The 16,162-nt window shown below is 63.1% G+C and carries 15 protein-coding genes and 3 pseudogenes; 14 read left to right on the top strand and 4 right to left on the bottom strand.

The genetic code is table 11. From position 1 onward, the window contains the following. The first annotated feature begins 291 nt into the window (after window positions 1-291). Both EJ068_RS11655 and EJ068_RS11650 read left to right on the top strand, forming a co-directional pair. On the top strand, window positions 292-1,788 hold the full coding sequence (locus EJ068_RS11655; protein ID WP_127249643.1) for a CoA-acylating methylmalonate-semialdehyde dehydrogenase: 1,497 nt from the start codon (window positions 292-294) through the stop codon (window positions 1,786-1,788). A 472-nt stretch (window positions 1,789-2,260) separates the two neighbouring features. Then, window positions 2,261-2,563 (top strand): hypothetical protein, encoded by a 303-nt coding sequence (locus EJ068_RS11650; protein WP_126080706.1) that lies wholly within the window; start codon window positions 2,261-2,263, stop codon window positions 2,561-2,563. 41 nt (window positions 2,564-2,604) lie between these two features. On the opposite strand, the pseudogene EJ068_RS33825 reads toward EJ068_RS11650, so the two are convergent. Beyond that, a pseudogene (locus tag EJ068_RS33825) lies at window positions 2,605-2,742 on the bottom strand (SDR family oxidoreductase); the annotation flags it as partial. Further along, window positions 2,730-2,924 (bottom strand): annotated as a pseudogene (locus tag EJ068_RS33820) (nuclear transport factor 2 family protein); the annotation flags it as partial. The pseudogenes EJ068_RS33820 and EJ068_RS33825, both read right to left, overlap by 13 nt. A 150-nt stretch (window positions 2,925-3,074) precedes the next feature. Here EJ068_RS33820 and EJ068_RS11635 point away from each other — a divergent pair. Then, the gene (locus EJ068_RS11635; RefSeq protein WP_127249642.1) at window positions 3,075-3,452 is read left to right on the top strand and encodes a winged helix-turn-helix transcriptional regulator; all 378 of its coding nucleotides are present in this window, start codon (window positions 3,075-3,077) and stop codon (window positions 3,450-3,452) included. A 265-nt stretch (window positions 3,453-3,717) separates the two neighbouring features. After that, window positions 3,718-4,035 (top strand): hypothetical protein, encoded by a 318-nt coding sequence (locus EJ068_RS11630; protein WP_127249641.1) that lies wholly within the window; start codon window positions 3,718-3,720, stop codon window positions 4,033-4,035. Window positions 4,036-4,062: 27 nt separating this feature from the next. Here EJ068_RS11630 and EJ068_RS11625 read toward each other — a convergent pair whose 3' ends face one another. Then, window positions 4,063-4,767: a GntR family transcriptional regulator gene (locus tag EJ068_RS11625; RefSeq protein WP_245463402.1), complete on the bottom strand. Its 705-nt coding sequence runs from the start codon at window positions 4,765-4,767 to the stop codon at window positions 4,063-4,065. Window positions 4,768-4,835: 68 nt separating this feature from the next. Here EJ068_RS11625 and EJ068_RS11620 point away from each other — a divergent pair, with 68 nt between their 5' ends. From EJ068_RS11620 to EJ068_RS11610, 3 genes are all read left to right on the top strand, one after another. Continuing rightward, the gene (locus tag EJ068_RS11620; RefSeq protein WP_127249640.1) at window positions 4,836-5,771 is read left to right on the top strand and encodes a dihydrodipicolinate synthase family protein; all 936 of its coding nucleotides are present in this window, start codon (window positions 4,836-4,838) and stop codon (window positions 5,769-5,771) included. Window positions 5,772-5,870: 99 nt separating this feature from the next. Beyond that, window positions 5,871-7,094 (top strand): FAD-binding oxidoreductase, encoded by a 1,224-nt coding sequence (locus EJ068_RS11615; RefSeq protein ID WP_127249654.1) that lies wholly within the window; start codon window positions 5,871-5,873, stop codon window positions 7,092-7,094. A 75-nt stretch (window positions 7,095-7,169) separates the two neighbouring features. After that, a complete protein-coding gene (locus tag EJ068_RS11610; protein ID WP_127249639.1) occupies window positions 7,170-8,171 on the top strand; it encodes a 4-hydroxyproline epimerase in 1,002 nt (333 codons plus the stop codon). 31 nt (window positions 8,172-8,202) lie between these two features. Here the strand turns inward: EJ068_RS11610 and EJ068_RS11605 are convergent, their stop codons facing one another. Continuing rightward, window positions 8,203-9,084: a LysR substrate-binding domain-containing protein gene (locus EJ068_RS11605; protein ID WP_127249638.1), complete on the bottom strand. Its 882-nt coding sequence runs from the start codon at window positions 9,082-9,084 to the stop codon at window positions 8,203-8,205. 179 nt (window positions 9,085-9,263) lie between these two features. Between EJ068_RS11605 and EJ068_RS11600 the strand changes: the two genes are divergently transcribed. The 7 genes and pseudogenes from EJ068_RS11600 (at window position 9,264) to EJ068_RS11570 (ending at window position 15,912) form a co-directional block, all read left to right on the top strand. Then, the gene (locus EJ068_RS11600) at window positions 9,264-9,650 is read left to right on the top strand and encodes an ectoine synthase (protein WP_127249637.1); all 387 of its coding nucleotides are present in this window, start codon (window positions 9,264-9,266) and stop codon (window positions 9,648-9,650) included. A gap of 417 nt (window positions 9,651-10,067) precedes the next feature. After that, window positions 10,068-10,970: a branched-chain amino acid ABC transporter permease gene (locus tag EJ068_RS11595; protein WP_042645691.1), complete on the top strand. Its 903-nt coding sequence runs from the start codon at window positions 10,068-10,070 to the stop codon at window positions 10,968-10,970. Between the two features lie 5 nt (window positions 10,971-10,975). After that, complete coding sequence (gene livM / locus EJ068_RS11590) at window positions 10,976-12,370, top strand: high-affinity branched-chain amino acid ABC transporter permease LivM (RefSeq protein ID WP_127249636.1); 1,395 nt, start codon at window positions 10,976-10,978, stop codon at window positions 12,368-12,370. Beyond that, window positions 12,370-13,497, top strand: a pseudogene (locus EJ068_RS11585) (ABC transporter ATP-binding protein); the annotation flags it as partial. The gene livM and the pseudogene EJ068_RS11585, both read left to right, overlap by 1 nt. 68 nt (window positions 13,498-13,565) lie before the next feature. Next, complete coding sequence (locus EJ068_RS11580; protein WP_042645693.1) at window positions 13,566-14,294, top strand: ABC transporter ATP-binding protein; 729 nt, start codon at window positions 13,566-13,568, stop codon at window positions 14,292-14,294. Window positions 14,295-14,308: 14 nt separating this feature from the next. Continuing rightward, entirely contained in the window at window positions 14,309-14,656 is a 348-nt protein-coding gene (locus EJ068_RS11575) for a DUF6867 family protein (protein ID WP_126063959.1), read from the top strand. Window positions 14,657-14,793: 137 nt separating this feature from the next. Continuing rightward, the gene (locus tag EJ068_RS11570; RefSeq protein ID WP_127249635.1) at window positions 14,794-15,912 is read left to right on the top strand and encodes a branched-chain amino acid ABC transporter substrate-binding protein; all 1,119 of its coding nucleotides are present in this window, start codon (window positions 14,794-14,796) and stop codon (window positions 15,910-15,912) included. Window positions 15,913-16,162: the final 250 nt, after the last annotated feature.

The following is a 16,162-nucleotide window of genomic DNA, read 5'->3' as shown; positions in this document are numbered from 1 at the left end:
GGATGCCGCGCCGGCTTTCGCCAATCACCAGCGTTGCAGGAGATGGTGCCGGCGGCAAAGCTGCTGATCTCCCCCCAAGTGGGGGAGATGTCCGGCAGGACAGAGGGGGGCGCGAAGGAACTCAATCTGTCGTCCTTGCGCGGATATCTTGCGGTGCTGTCATTTGCGACAATTAATGCACACTTCACTGCCGCTGTCTATTTTCCGCACAACGGTTGCGATCTTCCTCGCGTTGCCATCGCCGCCGCAAAGGCAGACAATGGAACCATCACCAAATCCAGGGAGAGAAACATGATCGAATACGGTCATTTCATCGGCGGCAAGCGTGTCGCCGGCACCAGCGGCCGCAAGCAGGATGTGATGCAGCCGATGGACGGCTCCGTGCGCGGCACGGTGGCGCTGGCCTCGCAGGCGGAATTGCGCGCCGCGGTCGAGAACGCCAAGGCGGCGCAGCCGAAGTGGGCAGCCACCAACCCGCAGCGCCGCGTGCGCGTGCTGATGAAATTCCTCGAGCTGGTCGCCCGCGACTATGACGAATTGGCCGACATCCTGGCGCGCGAGCACGGCAAGACCATCGCCGACGCGCGCGGCGACATCCAGCGCGGCCTCGAAGTGGTCGAGGTCTGCATCGGCGCGCCGCACATGATGAAGGGCGAGTACACCGACGGCGCCGGCCCCGGCATCGACGTCTATTCGATGCGCCAGCCGCTCGGCGTCGTCGCCGGCATCACCCCGTTCAACTTCCCGGCCATGATCCCGTTGTGGAAGATCGCGCCGGCCATCGCCTGCGGCAACGCCTTCATCCTGAAGCCGTCCGAGCGCGACCCGGGCGTGCCGCTGCGTATCGCCGAGCTCTTCATCGAGGCCGGCCTGCCCGAGGGCGTCCTCAACGTCGTCAACGGCGACAAGGAAGTGGTCGACGCCATCCTCGACGATCCAGACATCAAGGCCATCGGCTTCGTCGGCTCGACACCGATCGCCCACTACATCTATTCGCGCGGCACCGCATCGGGCAAACGCGTGCAGTGCTTCGGCGGCGCCAAGAACCACATGATCATCATGCCCGACGCCGACATGGACCAGACGGTCGACGCGCTCATCGGCGCCGGCTACGGCTCGGCCGGCGAGCGCTGCATGGCGATCTCGGTGGCGGTCCCGGTTGGCAACGACACCGCCAACCGGCTCATGGAAAAGCTGGTGCCGCGCGTCGAAAGCCTGAAGGTCGGCCCCTCGACGGATTCTTCCGCCGATTTCGGCCCGCTGGTGACGGCCCAGGCGCTGGAGCGCGTGAAGGGTTACGTCGATATCGGCGTCAAGGAAGGCGCCAACCTCGTCGTCGACGGCCGCGGCTTCAAGATGCAGGGCTATGAGAACGGCTACTATATGGGCGGCTGCCTGTTCGACAACGTCACCGCCGACATGCGCATCTACAAGGAAGAAATTTTCGGGCCGGTGCTCTCGGTGGTGCGCGCGCCGCGCTACGAGGATGCCATCAAGCTCGCCAACGACCACGAGATGGGCAACGGCGTTGCCATCTTCACCCGCGATGGCGACGCGGCGCGTGACTTCGCCAGCCGCGTTCAGGTCGGCATGGTCGGCGTCAATGTGCCTATCCCGGTTCCGATCGCCTATTACACGTTCGGCGGCTGGAAGGCGTCTTCCTTCGGCGACCTCAACCAGCACGGCCCGGACGCGTTCCGCTTCTACACCAAGACCAAGACGGTCACCTCGCGCTGGCCGTCCGGCATCAAGGACGGCGCCGAGTTCGTCATCCCGACGATGAACTAGCCGGACGGTTTCCTGCTTGCGCGTCCTCGCCTTCGGCTGCGGGCGCGCTGGCGGGCATCAAGGACGGCGCGGAGTTCGTCATTCCAACGATGAACTGAGCGGACGGTTTCCTGATTGCGCGTCCTCGCCTTCGGCTGCGGCGCGCGGCAGGCATCAAGGACGGCGCGGAGTTCGTCATTCCGACGATGAACTAGCCGAACGGTCTTCTAAGAGACTTCAATGAAGCGCGGCGCCAACCGCGCTTTCTTTTTATGCTGCGTCGACCCTCTCGCTTCTCGGTTCCATGTCCAATCCAGGGCATTATTCCAAGAACGGCACGTCGAGAGCGTATCCGCGCCTTCCAAAATTCCATCGCCGTGTGATGGAACCAACAGACCGGTATCCGCCTTAGGCTGTATTCCTGCCATGCGTGCAGGCAACCGAACAGCGCCGGTGGCAGCCGGGGTTCTCGTCTGGCGCGAGGAGGTGTCAGATGACACGATTTGTTGTGGCGGCAATGTTGGCGACGGCGGCGATCACCCTTGGAGCCGCCCCGGCAAGCGCGGCGGCGCAATGCGCGGCCCGCGCCGACATCATCAAGGCGCTGGGCGACAAGTTCCACGAAACCGAGGCCGGGCGCGGCCTGATCAATCCGAACGTCGTGCTGGAGATCTTCGTTTCCGATCAGGGCAGCTGGACGGTTCTTGCCTCCGACACCAAGGGGCAAAGTTGCGTTCTCTCGGTCGGCGAGGGCTGGGACAGCCCGACGATCAGGGCGGCGATGCCGGGCGCCTGAACGAAGGCTGTGCCGCAGCGAGCCTGGCGGCGGGATGCCGCTCAGACCGTCGGTATCGTACCGCCGTCAATGACATATTCGGCGCCGTGGATCGCCGATGCGCGATCCGAAACCAGGAAGGCGACCAGCTCGGCGATCTCCCGCGGCCATGCCGGCCGGCCGATCGGGATGCCGCCCAGTAATTGCCTGAGACTATGCCCGCTACCCGCCATGCGTTGCCATTGGCCGTCGCGTCGGCGACTTCGACCGTCACCCGGTATTTGCGCGTAGTCCTTTCCATCCAGGCCAGGATAGCGGCCGATCCGCGATGTACCTCGCCTTCGTCCCGGACCGTGGCATCCGTCGAGAACGGGAGCAGCATGCCGTCGATGTCGTGACGGTTCTTGGCGGCTAAATAGATCGTCAGCGGCCTGGGAAGGTCTATGGCCATGGCTTGTCTCCGTGTGTGTTGCCGGCGCCGTTCGAGGCGCGTGGCGCTTGCTCGGCCGTTAAGATGAGGTATGCTGTGGAAATGACAAGAACCGACAAAAAAGTAAGGTACTTACCTGAAAGTGAGCCCGAGCTTCTGACGCCTTCGTCCGGGGCGATCGGCGTCGAGAACGTGCTGCGCATTCTCGAAGGCCGGTGGAAGCTGGTGATCCTGTTTCACCTGTTCGGCGGCAAGGTGCTGCGCTTCTCCGATCTCGAGCGGGCCATTCCCGCGATCTCGCAAAAGATGCTGATCCAGCAACTCAGGCAGATGGAAGCCGACGGCATCGTGCGCCGCATCGTCCATCACCAGGTGCCGCCGAAGGTCGAATACTGTCTGACCGACTGGGGTCAGGCGCTGTGCCCGGCTCTCGATGCCCTGTTGAAGTGGGCGGCTCGGAAGGAGCCTGCCGAAGGCTGATCGATCGCCTCACCGCGACTTGGCCGCGGCGACACGCGCCGCGAAGGGGTTGTCGGCGGCGATGGCCAGCGCTTCATAGAGCGCCTTGTTTACGAGGCGGAGCTTCACCATATCGAATCCAGGGAGTGATGATCTCCCGACGACAGACCGGAAACCAGAAGGAGCGACGTGATGAAGACGTCTGATCCGGCCTGGAGCCTTCCGGCACACTGAGGCGGCCGAATGTGCCTCCCTTGCCGGAATGCGAAGGCGAAGGAGGTGCCCCATGGCACGCGATTTTTCGTTTAAATGGATCATGCTTGTAGCCGTTGGCGCCCTGATGGCGATATCGGCAGTTCCGGCGCGGGCGCAAATCATCTGCGGCGGCCACAACTATCTGGTCGCGAGGCTGGCGGAGGCGTTCGAGGAGAAGCGGCTGGGCTATGGCGTGGCCGGCCAAGTCGCCATTTTCGAGGTGTTCGTCTCGGCAAGCGGAACCTGGACCATCCTGATGACCGACGTCAAAGGCCAGAGCTGCATCCTGGCAGCCGGCGAGGGATGGGAGGATACGCTGGCGACCGCGGTCGGGCAGCCGGGCGGCTGAGGACGCCTCGAGCAGGTGCTGTCCTGCTCAACGCGTCGCGGCGACCTCGGCGTGGCCGCGCAGCAGCGCCATCAGTTTCTTGGCGTCCTTGGCGGCGCCTTCCTCGTCGCCGTCGAGGATCGAGCGGATCAGCGCGACGTGGTGCTCGGCTGATTCGGCAAGACCGGTGTCGGCCTTGTAGCGGAACCAGAAGCGGCGGCTGTGGCTCTGCAGGGGGGCGGCCACTCGCGCCGCGAAGGGGTTGTCGGCGGCGATCGCCAGCGCTTCGTCGAGCGCCTTGTCGGCCTGGATGAAGGCAAGCACGTTGCCCGAGATCACCGCCTTCTGCATCGCGAGCGCCGCCTCGTGAAACAGGTCGGCGGCCTCGCGGGTGACGAAGCGAGCGGCCGAGCGGGCGAGCACGACCTCGATGCCGCGCCTGGCATCGAGCACCCGCAGCCAGTCGCCGGCGTGAAGCGGCGCGACTGCGATGCCGGCGCGGGGTCTTATGTCGAGAAGCCCTTCCCAGGCCAGCCGCTGGATCGCCTCTCGCACCGGCGTGCGTCCGAGACCCAGGCGATCGATCAGCGCGCCTTCGGTGACGAAGCTCGACGGCGCCAGCTCGAGCGTGACGATCATGTGCTCCAGCGCGCGATAGGCCTTGGTCGCCGCCGGCTCGAAGGGGGCGTTCGCATCAGCGGATATCAGCGGGGAGATCAATAGCAGGCTCCTGATATATTTTTCATATATCATAACGGATTCAGCGTTGACACGCCAATTCTTAATAGATATACGACTGATATATCAGAGGAGAAGTTGCCATGTGGACCGGAGTTTTCCCAGCGGTCACGACCAAATTCACCGCCGACGACCGCCTCGACCATGCCGAGATGGAGCGCTGCTACTCCCTGCAGATGGAGGCCGGCTGCGACGGCATCATCGTCTGCGGTTCGCTGGGGGAAGGGCCGATGCTGTCGCCTGACGAGAAGATCGAAGTGCTGAAGACGGCGCAGAAGGTCGCCGGCAAGAAGCCGGTGCTCTTGACCGTCAACGAGCCGGGTACCCGCGAGGCGGCGAGCATCGCGAAGCGCGCCGCCAGGGAAGGCGCCGACGGCCTTATGGTGGTACCGAGCCCGATCTACCACACCAATCCGGAAGAGACCGTCGCCGCCCTTCGTGCCGTAGCGGAAGCCGGCGACCTGCCAGTGATGATCTATTCCAACCGGCTCGCCTATCGCGTCGACGTCACCGTCGACCTGATGGAGGAGCTGGCGACCGACAAGCGCTTCGTAGCCATCAAGGAATCGTCCGACGACATCCGCCGATCGACCGAGATCATCAATCGCTTCGGCGATCGCTACGACCTATTCACCGGCGTCGACAATCTCGCCTTCGAGGCGCTCTCGGTTGGCGCCATCGGCTGGGTCGCCGGCCTGGTCACCGCCTTCCCGCGCGAGACCGTCGCGATCTACCAGCTGATGCGGCAGGGCCGCCGCGAGGAGGCGCTGGCGATCTACCGCTGGTTCCGGCCCCTGCTCGACCTCGATGTCTCGACCTATCTGGTCCAAAACATCAAGCTTGCCGAAGTGCTGGCGATCGGTACGAATGACCGCATGCGCATGCCGCGCCAGCCGCTGTCGGGCGAACGCCGCAAGGCGGTCGAGAAGGTCGTCCGGGACGCGCTGGCGGTGCGGCCGACGCTGCCGTCGCTCCAGACGTCTCCTCGATCGACTGACAGGCTGGTGGCGGCCGAATAAGGGACAGCCTTTCACGTGCAGCAAAATTCCAAAGAGGGGGGCGGCCCGTCATCCGCCCTTCGGGCATCTTCCTCCCGTTCACGGGGAGAAGCGGAAGACATCGCCATTATCGGCGGCGGCATCATCGGCATCTGCGCCGCGACCCTGCTCGCGGAAGCGGGGCGCAGCGTCATCGTCTTCGACCGGACCGGCGTGTGCGAGGAGACGAGTTCCGGCAATGCCGCCGCTTTCGCCTTCTCCGACGTGCTGCCGCTGGCGCATAAGGGGATGATCCGGCAATTGCCGAAATGGCTCGCCGATCCGCTCGGGCCGTTGGCCATTCCGCCGGCCTATCTGCCGAAACTTCTGCCTTGGCTGATCCGCTTCTGGCGGGCGGGCGCGGCGAAGCATTACGAGACGAGCCTCGCCACGCAGGCCGGCATGATGAAGCTTGCCGAGGCCGAGTGGATGGGCCTGCTCGACCGCTCCGGCACGCGGCCGATGCTGCGCGAGGACGGCTCGCTGGAGTTCTATGAGAGCGAGGCGGAGTTCCGCGCCTCGCTGCGCGGCTGGGCCGAGCGGCAGCGTTTCGGCATCGGCTTCCGCCACGTCGAGGGCGAAGAGATGGCGGCGCTGCAGCCTGGTCTTTCGCCGCGCTTCGTCAAGGGCACCTTCGTGCCGGGCTGGAAGACGGTCGCCGATCCGAAGCTGCTCGGCAAGGCGGTCTGGACCTATGCGGAAAAGCTTGGCGCCCGTTTCGAGCATGCGCGGGTCGAACGCGTGGAGTCAGGCGCGAACGGCCCGACGATCGTGCTGGCCGATGGCACAAGGCGAACGGCAAGCAAGCTTGTGATCGCCGCCGGCGCCTGGTCGCATCTGCTGGCGAAAAATCTCGGCGAGCGGATCCCGCTCGAAACCGAGCGCGGCTACAACACGACGCTGCCGGCGTCGGCTTTCGACGTGAAGCGGCAGCTGATCTTTTCCGGGCACGGCTTCGTCATCACGCCGCTGCAAACGGGCCTGCGCGTCGGCGGCGCCGTCGAGCTCGGCGGGATCGACCGGCCGCCCAACTTCGCCCGTTCCAAGGCGATGCTGGAGAAGGCGAAGCGTTTCCTGCCTGGGCTCGACCCGTCAGGCGGCCGCGAGTGGATGGGTTATCGCCCGTCGCTGCCGGACTCATTGCCGGTGATCGGCGCGGCGCGCGCGCCAAATGTCTATTATGCTTTCGGCCACGGCCATCTTGGCCTGACCCAATCGGCGGCCACCGGCCGCTTGATCCGCGATCTCATCCTCGGGCAGACTCCGCCGCTCGACCTCACCCCTTTCCGTGCGCAACGGTTCTGAGTCTCTTTGTTTTGACGCAATTCCGGACGGAAAACCGCTTCACACTTTTCCCGAAATTGCTCTAGGAGAGCAACCATGGCTAAGAAATCCTTCTTCTGCATCGACGGCCACACCTGCGGCAATCCGGTGCGTCTGGTCGCTGGCGGCGGGCCTTTGCTCCAGGGCTCGACAATGATGGAGCGGCGGGCGCACTTCCTCGCCGAATATGACTGGATCCGCACCGGGCTGATGTTCGAGCCGCGCGGCCATGACGTGATGTCGGGCTCGATCCTCTATCCGCCGACGCGCGATGATTGTGATATCGCCATCCTGTTCATCGAGACGTCGGGCTGCCTGCCGATGTGCGGCCACGGCACGATCGGCACGGTCACGATGGCAATCGAGCATGGGCTGGTGAAGCCGAAGACGCCGGGCGTGCTCAGGCTCGACACGCCGGCCGGCCTCGTCATCGCCGAATACAAGCAGGTCGGCGAATATGTCGAGGAAGTGCGCATCACCAACGTGCCCTCCTTCCTCTATGCCGAAGGCCTGACCGTCGAATGCCCGGTGCTCGGCGAGATCAGCGTCGATGTCGCCTATGGTGGCAATTTCTACGCCATCGTCGAGCCGCAGAAGAACTACCGGGACATGGCCGACTACACGGCGGGCGACCTCATCGCCTGGAGCCCGGTGGTGCGGCAGCGTCTCAACGAGAAATATTCCTTCGTGCATCCGGAGAATCCCGGCATCAACCGGCTGTCGCACATGCTATGGACGGGCAAGCCGAGGAACGCGGAGGCCGATGCGCGCAACGCCGTGTTCTATGGCGACAAGGCGATCGACCGCTCGCCCTGCGGCACCGGCACCTCGGCGCGGATGGCGCAGCTCCACGCCAAGGGCAAGCTCAAGGAAGGCGACAGTTTTGTCCACGAATCGATCATCGGCTCGCTGTTCAAGGGCAGGGTCGAAAAGGAGGTCAGCGTTGCCGGCAAGCCGGCGATCATCCCTTCGATCGGCGGCTGGGCACGGATGACGGGGTTGAACACCATCTTCATCGACGACCGCGATCCGTTCGCGCACGGCTTCATCGTGACGTGACCGTCAGCCGGAATATCCATCCGGCTTGCGGTCAGGCCTCGGCCTTGACCGAAACCTGATCGCGGAACCATTCGGCGAACCTGGCCTCGGCAGACGAGGGCTGCGCCGACATGGTCAGGAAATAACCCTTGTCGTCGTCGGTCGAAACATCGGAGAGGACGACGAGGTCGCCGCGCCTGAGCTCCTCGCGAAAAACCTCGACCGGGCACAAGGCCACGCCGTGGCCGGCAATGACCGCCGTCGCCAGTATGTTGAAATCGGCAAAAACCGGGCCGCTCCCGACATCGCGCTCTTCGACCCCGGACTTGGAAAACCATTCCTGCCAGCCCTGGCGCGTCTCGTCATGCAACAGGTCCGCCGCCGCGATGGCCGCCGCTGTTTCCAGCCGCCCCTTGCGCGCAAGATAGTGCGGACTGCAGGCGGGTCGGCTTATGCGGGAAAACAGCTTGAGGCTCGTGACATGCGGCGAGGGATCGGCGCCCAGCGTGATCAGGATGTCGTGGTCGTCCTCGAGCCGATCCTCGGCCTTGGCGTAGGCTACACGGATCGCGATCTCGGGATGGCGCGCCGTGAAATCCGACAGGCGCGGCACCAGCCAGCGGCTGGCGATCGAGGGAATGCAACCCACCGACAGCGATGCCTGGGCGGCGCTTCTGCGAATGCGGCGACAGGTCGCGCCCAGCTCCGCCAGCGCCGCGCTCGCGGACGCCTGCAGGATCAGCCCGGCCTCCGTCAGGCGCACCTTGCGGGCGTCGCGATGAAACAATGCGACGCCAAGCCACTCCTCCAGCCGTCTGATCTGGTGACTGATGGCAGGGTGAGTGACATGCAGTTCCTCGCCGGCCGCGGAGAAACTGAGATGGCGAGCGGTCGCCTCGAAGGCCCGGATCGCATTCAGCGGCAGATAATCCATCTGTAAAATTCTCTAACAGAAAGTGCCAAAATCCATCATTTGAAGCACGATACAACCTGAGTCATTGATCTGGACTGACGGCGCAAAATCTAACCGGGCGAGACCAAAAAGTCGAATGCCTGCCGCCGAATTCGAGGCGCGCCGCCGCTTCTCAAACCTGGTTTCATGGAAAGACGACGATGTTCACCAGACAATTGGCTGATGTAGAAAAAACTGACTTCTTTGTCGATTGGGGCAACGGCACCAGCCATCGGCTGCTGACAAGCCACGACGGCATGGGCTTCACCATATGTCACACGGTGGTGCGCGCCGGCAGCGAATCGCGACTGCAGTATCGGCGGCACCTGGAGGCCTGCTACTGCATCTCCGGCACCGGCGAGGTCGAGGACATGACCGGCACCGTCCATCGCGTCGAGCCGGGCACGGTCTATGTGCTTGATGCCCATGACGACCATTTCCTGCGCGCCGACAGCGCCGGCGACATGGTGCTGGTGAGCGTCTTCAATCCGCCGCTCAAAGGCACTGAAAAGCACAATCTCAATGGCGAGGGAGGCTCTGCTTACTGAGACGTCGCTTCGAGCATTCTGTTGTGGCGCGGCGCCTTCGGCCGAAGGGCGCCGCACCGTCACATGCCCGTCACAGATGACGGAATCCTGACCTAGCGGAAGGTGCGGTGACGGGAAACCGGGCGCTTCGGTTGGCGCAAGGATTCTTCTCATCAACATATTTTGACGCTGGTTTCTTCGACACGAGGCCCATCATAGGGTTGAATCGTCAAAGACATTGCGTTGTGCCAATGCTAGGGTCCGCGATAGTCCAGGGGTCGGGTGTGAAAAAACGGGCAATCGGACCGCGTGCTTCCAAACCACGCAGAGCGATTGAAAAATCACGTTGCAATCCGGGCTCGAAACTTTACGACTAGGGGAAATACGACAAGGAGTGCGATCCGAAAACGGGCGACATTCCAGGGGAGCCGCGTAAATATGCAGTACTTCGTCCAGCAGCTTATCAATGGGCTGACGCTGGGATCTATCTATGGGCTGATCGCGATCGGCTATACGATGGTCTACGGCATCATCGGCATGATCAATTTCGCCCATGGTGACATTTTCATGGTCGGTGCCTTCACCGCGCTCATCGTCTTCCTGATCCTCGGCGCGTTGTTCTATTCAGTGCCGGTCGTGGTGGCGCTTCTGATCATGATGATCGTGGCGATGCTTCTGACCAGCCTCTACAACTGGACGATCGAGAAGGTGGCCTACCGGCCGCTGCGCGGTTCGTTCCGGCTGGCGCCGCTGATCACCGCCATCGGCATGTCGATCGCGCTCTCCAACTTCGTGCAGGTCACGCAAGGTCCGCGCAACAAGCCGATCCCGCCGCTGGTCAGCCAGGTCTACACGATCGACGGCATCAGCATCTCGCTGAAGCAGATCATCATCGTGATCGTCACCATCGCGCTGCTCGCCGTCTTCTGGTACCTGGTCAACAGGACGGCGCTCGGTCGCGCCCAGCGCGCCTGCGAGCAGGATCGCAAGATGGCGGCGCTGCTCGGCATCGACGTCGACCGCACCATCTCCATCACCTTCATCATGGGCGCCGCCCTTGCCGCCGTCGCGGGCACGCTGTTCCTGATGTATTACGGCGTCGTGGTGTTCTCCGACGGCTTCGTGCCGGGCGTTAAGGCCTTCACCGCGGCCGTGCTCGGCGGCATCGGCTCGCTGCCGGGCGCGGTGCTCGGCGGGCTCTTGATCGGCTTCATCGAGAGCATGTGGTCGGCCTATTTCTCCATCGACTACAAGGACGTGGCCGCATTTTCGATCCTGGCGATCGTGCTCATCTTCCTGCCCTCCGGCATCCTCGGCCGGCCTGAAGTCGAAAAGGTCTGATCCTCATGGCCGTTACCGTGTCCTCGGAGCGCGACGCCGTCGCCACTCCCATCCAGCGCGCTTTTCGCGAAGCGTTCTATGCCGGCGCCATTTCGCTCGGCCTGTTCGTGCTGTTCATCGGTCTCAGGACAGACCAGAACATCAGCAACGAACTGATCCTGGTGCAGCGCTGGGTCTTGCTCGCCATCGTGGTCATTGCCGTCACGCTCGGCCGCTTTGTCTATGTGGCCTATGCGGTTCCGGCGATGGAGCGGTCGAAAGCCGAAAGGGCGCAGGCGCCCGCCGCCGTCGTCGCCGAACCCGGCTTCCTGAAGCGGAACTTCAACAGGATCGGCCTTGTCGTCCTACTGCTCTATCCAATCGCGATGGTGCTCCTGTTCGGCTTCCAGGGGTCGCTCAAATGGGTCGACAATTTCGGCATCCAAATCCTGATCTATGTGATGCTGGCCTGGGGCCTCAACATCGTCATCGGGTTGGCCGGCCTGCTCGATCTCGGCTACGTCGCCTTCTATGCCGTCGGCGCCTATGCCTACGCGTTGCTTGGCACGCATTTCGGCCTGTCGTTCTGGATCCTTTTGCCGGCCGCGGGCTGCATGGCGGCCTTCTGGGGCGTCATGCTCGGCTTCCCGGTGCTCAGATTGCGCGGCGACTATCTGGCGATCGTGACCCTTGCCTTCGGTGAGATCATCCGCCTGGTGCTCATCAACTGGCGTGAAGTCACCAATGGTTCGGCAGGCATCTCGGGCATTCCGAAAGTGTCGTTCTTCGGCCTGATGTCTTTCAACGTCTCCGACCCGAACTACATCGCCAAGGTTCTGCACATTGCCCAATCAGGGGCCTACTACAAGATCTTCCTCTACTATCTCGCCCTGGCGCTCTGCCTGCTCACCGCCTTCGTCACCATAAGGCTTCGTCGCCTGCCGGTGGGACGCGCCTGGGAAGCGTTGCGCGAGGACGAGATCGCCTGTCGCTCTCTCGGCATCAACACCACCACCACCAAGCTGACGGCGTTCGCCACGGGCGCCATGTTCGGCGGCTTTGCCGGCTCGTTCTTCGCAGCCCGCCAAGGCTTCGTCAGCCCTGAATCCTTCGTCTTCCTCGAATCGGCGATCATCCTTGCCATCGTCGTTCTCGGCGGCATGGGTTCGCTGGGCGGCATTGCCGTGGCGGCGCTGGTGATGATCGGCGGCACCGAGATCCTGCGCGAACTCGACTTCCTCAAGGCCGTGTTCGGACCCGACTTCACACCGGAACTCTACCGCATGCTGCTGTTCGGCATGGCCATGGTCATCGTCATGCTGTGGAAGCCGCGCGGCTTCGTCGGCAGTCGCGAACCCACGGCCTTCCTGAAAGAACGAAGAGCGGTCTCAGCGTCCTTCACCAAGGAGGGGCACGGCTGATGAACGCGCAAGCTTCCGCAAACGACTTCATCCTGCAGGTCGAGCATTTGTCGATGAAGTTCGGAGGCCTGGTCGCCATCGGCGACCTGTCCTTCCAGGCCAGGCGCGGCGAGATCACCGCGCTGATCGGGCCGAACGGCGCCGGCAAGACGACGGTGTTCAACTGCATCACCGGTTTCTACAAGCCGTCGGAAGGCATGCTGACGCTGAACCGGCGCGACGGCTCGACCTACCTGCTTGAGCGCCTGCCCAACCACGAGATCCCGGCGCGCGCCAAGGTGGCGCGCACTTTCCAGAACATCCGCCTGTTCTCCGGCATGACGCTCTTGGAAAACCTTCTGGTGGCGCAGCACAACAAGCTGATGAAGGCTTCGGGCTACACTTTCCTTGGCCTGTTCGGCTTCCCGAGCTATCGACAGGCGTCCGCCGAGTCGATCGACCTTGCCAGGCACTGGCTGGAAAAGGCCGACCTCGTCGATCGCGCCGACGATCCGGCCGGCGATCTGCCCTATGGCGCGCAGCGGCGCCTGGAGATCGCGCGTGCCATGTGCACCGGGCCGGAGCTTTTGTGCCTGGACGAGCCGGCCGCCGGCCTCAACCCGAAGGAATCGGCGGCACTGAACGATCTGCTGATGGACATCAAGAACAACACCGGCACGTCTATCCTGCTCATCGAGCACGACATGTCGGTGGTCATGCAGATTTCCGATCACGTCGTGGTGCTCGAATACGGCCGCAAGATTTCCGACGGCAATCCGCAATCGGTCCGTACCGATCCGCGCGTCATCGCCGCCTATCTCGGCGTCGACGACGAAGAGGTCGAGACGGTGCTGACCGAAGTCGGCGACGAGGATGTCATCGAGCAGCTCGATACGGGCCCCGACTCCGCGCACGGCCCGGGCAACTCCGCTTCGATGATGGCGGGACCGGTTTCCGACAGTGTCGAGCACGCGGACGAGGGCGAGCGGGTCACCGTGTCCAAGGGCGCGTCGAAAGCGGCGCAAGTCGACGCCCGCGCCGCTTCGATCGCCAGCAAGCCCCAATCGGCAGCCAAGCCGGCCGCGAAATCCGGCGCAGCGAAAACAGCGCCTAAAAAGCCGGCCGCCAAGGCTTCAGCCGCGAAAGCCGGCAGCGCTTCGAAGGGCAAGGAAACCGCGGCCAAGCCCACAGCGGGCAAGCCTGGAGGGCGCAAATGATGGCCGGCACAACGCTGCTCGACATCAAGGGGATCGAGACCTACTACGGCAACATCCGGGCGCTGAACGGCGTCGATGTCAGCGTCAACCAGGGTGAGATCGTGGCGCTGATCGGCGCCAACGGCGCCGGCAAGTCGACGCTGATGATGACCATCTTCGGGGCCCCGCGCGCCCGCGCCGGCACCATCACCTTCGCCGGCACCGACATCACCAAGATGCCGACGCATGAAATCGCGCGGCTGCGCATCGCGCAATCCCCGGAAGGCAGACGCATCTTCCCGCGCATGACGGTGATGGAAAATCTGCAGATGGGCGCCAGCCTCGACAATCTCAAGCATTACGACGAGGACGTCGAGAAGGTGTTCACGCTGTTCCCGCGCCTGAAGGAGCGCATCGGCCAGCGCGGCGGCACGCTTTCAGGCGGCGAGCAGCAGATGCTGTCGATCGGTCGCGCGCTGATGGCGCGGCCGAAGCTCCTGCTGCTCGACGAGCCGTCGCTGGGTCTCGCGCCGTTGATCGTCAAGCAGATCTTCGACGCCATCCGCGAGCTCAACAAGACGCAGGGGCTGACCGTGTTCCTGGTCGAGCAGAATGCCTTCGGCGCCCTGAAGCTCGCCGACCGCGGCTATGTCATGGTCAACGGCAATGTGACCATGAGCGGCTCCGGCAAGGAACTGCTCGCCAATCCGGAAGTGCGCGCCGCCTATCTCGAAGGCGGTCATCACTAAGAGAGGTCTTCATCATGCAAGGTATTCTCTACGAAGAAGCCTCGATCTGGCAGTTCCTGTTCGTCACCTGCCTGCTCGGCGGCTGGGCGGCATGGATGACCGGCAAGGCGGCGGCGCAGACCTGGAGCAGCCACGTTCAGCTGTTCTTCTACATGCTCGGTCTCGGTATCGGCATCCGGTTCATCCATCACGCGCTGTTCGGCGGCACGATGTTCTCGCTGCATTACTATATCGTCGACACCATCGTGCTGATGGTACTGGGCTTCCTCGGCTATCAATACACGCGCACCAACCAGATGGTGACGCAGTATAACTGGCTCTATGAAAGAGCTTCCTTATTAAGCTGGAAGCCGAAGGTTTGACGTTTATGATTAACGCCTTTTCGGGGATGAATTGGCGTGACAAGTGCCTGAAAATCGGCATTCTATGCTTTCTGCGATAAGGGTGGGCATCGCATGAAAGCATCATCCACGCCCACTCCGTAAATGGGAGCGTTTCAATGAAAAAATCACTCTTGTCCGCCGTTGCGCTGACCGCGTTCATCGCGTTCAGCGGCAGCGCGTGGGCCGATATCCTGATCGGCGTCGCCGGTCCGATCACCGGCCCGAACGCGGCCTTCGGCGCACAGCTGCAGAAGGGCGCGGAACAGGCTGTCGCCGACATCAACGCGGCGGGCGGCGTCAATGGCCAGCAGCTCAAGATCGAGATCGGTGACGACGTCTCCGATCCCAAGCAAGGCATCTCGGTCGCCAACAAGTTCGTCGCCGACGGCGTCAAGTTCGTCGACGGCCACTTCAACTCGGGCGTGACCATTCCGGCATCGGAAGTCTATGCCGAAAACGGCATCCTCGTCATGACGCCGTCGGCAACCAATCCTAAGCTTACCGAGCGCGGCCTGTGGAACACCTTCCGCACCTGCGGTCGCGACGACCAGCAGGGCAAGGTGGCCGGCGACTACATCGCCAAGAACTTCAAGGACGCCAAGATCGCCATCGTCCATGACAAGACGCCATACGGCCAGGGCCTTGCCGACGAGACCAAGAAGAACCTCAACGCCAACGGCATCAAGGAAGTGATGTATGAAGGCATCAATGTCGGCGACAAGGACTTCTCGGCCCTCATCGCCAAGATGAAGGAAAACAATGTCAACCTGATCTACTGGGGTGGCCTGCACACCGAAGCCGGCCTGATCATCCGCCAGACAGCCGACCAGGGCCTGAAGGCGCCGATGTTCTCGGGCGATGGCATCGTCTCCAATGAACTGGCCTCGATCGCGGGTGACGCGGTTGCTGGCACGCTCAACACCTTCGCTCCGGATCCGCGCAAGAACCCGGACGCCAAGGAAGTGGTGGAGAAGTTCCGCGCCGCCGGCTTCGAGCCGGAAGCCTACACGCTCTACTCCTATGCCGCCGTGCAGATCATTGCCCAGGCCATCGCCAAGGTCGGTTCGGCCGACGATGCGCAGAAGGTTGCCGAAGTGATCAAGTCCGGCGGTCCGTGGAAGACGGTTATTGGTGAGATCGGCTATGACGCCAAGGGCGATATCACCCGTCCCGACTACGTCATCTACGAATGGAAGAAGGGTGACGACGGCAAGTATAGCTACTTCGAGAAATAAGTCGGCAAATAGAAGCCGACTTGCAACGAATGCCCGGCGCTTGCGCCGGGCATTTTTTTGTGCGGCCGCAGCCGGCCGGAAGCCTCGCCCGGCGGGCTCGGAACGCGCCCTCGCCGCCCGCGACAGACCGGCGGAGGAGCAACAACGGCGCGCCTGCCGCAAACAAGCGAGTTAAACCGTTTTAGGTGTCGCGCAAATTTGTTTGCGCTGCAGCATTTTCACGTTAATCATTGCGCCGTTCACCTCCTTT

It is taken from the genome of Mesorhizobium sp. M2A.F.Ca.ET.043.02.1.1 (genome assembly GCF_003952405.1).
Classification (GTDB): Bacteria; Pseudomonadota; Alphaproteobacteria; order Rhizobiales; family Rhizobiaceae; genus Mesorhizobium.
The sequence above is the reverse complement of the archived record's forward strand: the minus strand, read 5'-3'. Positions and strand labels throughout refer to the sequence as shown.